Annotated in this window: 2 protein-coding genes; one reads left to right on the top strand and one right to left on the bottom strand. The window is 44.9% G+C overall.

Going from position 1 to position 3,523, the window contains the following annotated elements; translation table 11 throughout:
• The first annotated feature begins 589 nt into the window (after positions 1-589).
• Entirely contained in the window at positions 590-2,185 is a 1,596-nt protein-coding gene (lysS, locus tag PSE7429_RS22175) for a lysine--tRNA ligase (RefSeq protein WP_009629627.1), read from the top strand.
• A 58-nt stretch (positions 2,186-2,243) separates the two neighbouring features.
• Here the strand turns inward: lysS and leuB are convergent, their stop codons facing one another.
• A complete protein-coding gene (gene leuB, locus PSE7429_RS22170; RefSeq protein ID WP_040690279.1) occupies positions 2,244-3,326 on the bottom strand; it encodes a 3-isopropylmalate dehydrogenase in 1,083 nt (360 codons plus the stop codon).
• Between the last annotated feature and the right edge of the window lie 197 nt (positions 3,327-3,523).

Genomic DNA, 3,523 nt, shown 5'->3' with positions numbered 1-3,523 from the left:
AACCCAAACCAAGAAGATTTTTGAAAGCTTTGCAAAGCAAAGCTTTCAAAAATCTTCTTGGGGTTCGTTTGCATAGATGTGAGATAGCGAATTTCGACTTTTTTGCTTGCAGCCATAGAGATCTCCGCAACTGATCGCTTGATCGCAACATACTCAAGTTATACCAATTCCCAAAATGGCAACGCCATTTTGGGAATCTCAAAACCTTACTGGGTTTGGTGTTTAATTCACGCAAGTGTTGTCACACTTTCGTGAATTGCTATTGATCTATTACATTTTAATTTTTGTTACAATAAAAACGAATGTCTTTTTTTATGCATACGGGAATAGACGCTTTTGGCGATCGCCTTGCCATATGCTCTGCTTTAGCTACTTAATACCAATTCACAAAAGTGTGACAACACTTGCGTGAATTAAACACCAAACCTAGTAAGGGTTTGAAAAACTAAAAATGGTTACACCATTTTTAGTTTTGGCATAAAGATGGTTTAGTTTATACCTGTTAAACTAGACAAGGCGTGAAATTACTTGAAATAGGACATTCGCACGCTAAACTTAACTTTTGAAAGACCTTCGGATAATTACCACTATGTTTTGGGCGGATAAATTTGCAGCAGATGCAAGCGGCGATCGCATTATAGTTAACGATTCCAAAACCCCCTCTGGGCGCGTGCATGTCGGCTCACTGCGCGGGGTTGTGATTCACGATGCCATTTATCGCGCCCTCAAACACGCAGGCAAACCCGTCACCTTTACCTATGGCGTTGACGACTACGATGCTCTTGACACCGTACCGCATTATTTAGATCAAGATAGGTTTGCGCCCTATCTCGGACAGCCTCTCTCCAATGTCCCTTCCCCTGAAGATAGCGCTACCGACTATGCTAAATATTTCATGGGCGAATTTCTTGAAGTATTTGAGCATCTAGGTGTGCGTCCTGAAATTTATTACCTGCGCGATCTTTACCGTTCGGGCAGGATGAATCAATATATCGACTTGTTTCTCCAAAATGCCCATCTCGTGCGCGAAGCTTACAAGGAAGTTAGTAAAGCCGATCGCCCCTCCAATTGGTATCCTTTCCAAACTATTTGCGAAAACTGCGGCAAAATTGCCACCACAGTTGTCACTGACTACCAAGATGGCAAGGTGTTCTATACCTGTCAACCCAACGCCATGGAATATGTCAAGGGCTGTGGTCATACAGGCTGGATATCTCCCTTTGATGGTAATGGGAAGTTGCCTTGGAAAGTAGAGTGGGTCGCAAAATGGGAAGTTGTTGGCGTATCGATCGAACTCGCAGGTAAAGACCATTCCCAAAAAGGCGGATCTCGCGATGTCGCCAATTCTATTTGCCGCAAAGTTCTCAAAAAGAATCCACCCACCCATGCACCCTACGAATTTATTTTGGTAAATGGAACCAAGATGAGTTCCTCTAAGGGAGTAGGCTCCAGTGCTAAGGAGATCGCCAATCTTTTGCCACCAGAATTGCTAAGGTTTTTGATGTTGCGGACACAGCCTCGCAGCGTCATTAACTTCATGCCCAACTATGACACAGTGACGCGACTCTTCCGCGACTACGACAATTTGATTGATAAATATCAGTCCGATACGGTCAAGGATGAAAAAACTCAAGAGGATCTAGTCCCTCTGATCTATTCCCAATTGAATGAGGAAGAAAAGGTTGATGGATATCAAGCTTTTGACTTTAGCACCTTAATCTCGCTACTGCAAATCCCCCACCTTGATCTCGAAGCGGAAATTGCCGCTAGAAGTGCAAATCCCCTCAGCGATCGCGACTGGGAAGTAATCCGCGATCGCATTAGAGTCGGCAAGAAATGGTTGCAAGATTATGCCGATGAAGAAGAGAAGCTCGTACTTTATCTTGACTCCATGCCAGAAAAAGCAAGCCACCTTAACGCTGAACAGGTAAAGTACCTTGAAACTCTGGCAGTAAATCTTGCAGGTGATGTTAATTGGGAAGGAGAAGAATTGCAGACCCTTCTATTCAGCACCTCTAGGCAGATTGAAGTCTCTCAAAAGAGTGCTTTTGCCGCCGTCTATTACACTTTCTTAAATAAGGAGCGTGGTCCAAAAGCTGGCAGCTTGCTCTCCTATCTGGATAAGGAATTCGTAATCCAGCGTATTAAAGACGCGATCGCGATCAATCTAGCTCCAAAAGAGTAAGCAATACCAAAACTAAAAATGGCTACGCCATTTTTAGTTTTGGTATTGCTTACTCTTTTTAGATTGCGGCTAGCAAAGCTTCTCCCATGGCAATGCATCCCAATCTTTCACAGCCATCAGCCATAATATCTCCTGTCCGTTTGCCTGCATCCAGCACTTTATTTACAGCTGCCTCGATCGCATTGGCTGCTTCCCCCTCATTAAAGGCATAGCGCAACATCATGGCAGCACTTAAAACCTGCGCCAAAGGATTCGCCAAATCCTTGCCCGCAATATCAGGAGCCGAACCATGCACAGGTTCAAATAGTCCTGGTTTTCCTGCTTCACCAAGGCTTGCCGATGGTAACATCCCAATGCTACCCGTCAACATGGCTGCGGCATCAGAAAGGATATCGCCAAATAGATTGCTGGTGAGAATGACATCAAACTGTTTGGGATTGCGAATGATCTGCATCGCTGCATTATCCACATACATATGGGAGAGTTTCACATCTGCATAATCGCTAGCAATACTAGTCACCCGTTCGCGCCATAGCTGGGACACTTCCAATACATTGGACTTATCAACGGAGCAAACCGAGCCGCGACGTTTTTGAGCTGCTTCAAAACCTACCCGCGCAATGCGATCGATTTCAGGCTCCGTATACACCATGGTATTAAATCCACGCCGCACGCCATTTTCATCGGCAACAATGCCCTTAGGCTTACCAAAATAAATACCACCCGTGAGCTCGCGAACGACCAAAATATCTACACCCTCAACCACTTCACGTTTCAAAGTTGAAGCATCAATCAATTGCGGCAATATCTGAGCAGGTCGTAAATTTGCAAATAAGCCCATGCCTCCCCGCAAACCTAATAAGGCTTGTTCGGGGCGTAAATTTGATGGCATCGTGTCCCATTTTTCGCCACCGACTGCGGCTAATAGTACGGCATCACTATTTTGACAAAGTTGCAAAGTCGCATCGGGTAGGGGATGCCCCGTCGCATCGATCGCTGCCCCACCCACCAGAGCGGTCTCGAAAGCAAAAGTAATATCATATTTGGGAGCGATCGCTTGTAATACGGCAACCGCTACCTTCATGATTTCAGGACCAATTCCGTCACCAGGTAGGAGGGTGATTTTATAGTTTTTCGTCATCATCAATTACTAACGTTAGATGTTTTAGGATATAACAATCGCTTGTGCAAATCTGCAAAAATTAAAGAGACCTCACAAAGTCTAAAGCCCTTGCGGATAAAAAATGTCCCATCTCGTTACACATAGCTGCCACCAAGTGTAAGTAGCTAGGCATAAGTAAACTTAAAACCTAGAAGAGCATACCGCCCGCGTAGCGG

The sequence above is a fragment of the Pseudanabaena biceps PCC 7429 genome, from assembly GCF_000332215.1.
Taxonomy (GTDB): Bacteria; Cyanobacteriota; Cyanobacteriia; order Pseudanabaenales; family Pseudanabaenaceae; genus Pseudanabaena; species Pseudanabaena biceps.
Note: the sequence above shows the minus strand (reverse complement) of the source record. Positions and strands in the feature narration are given on the sequence as shown.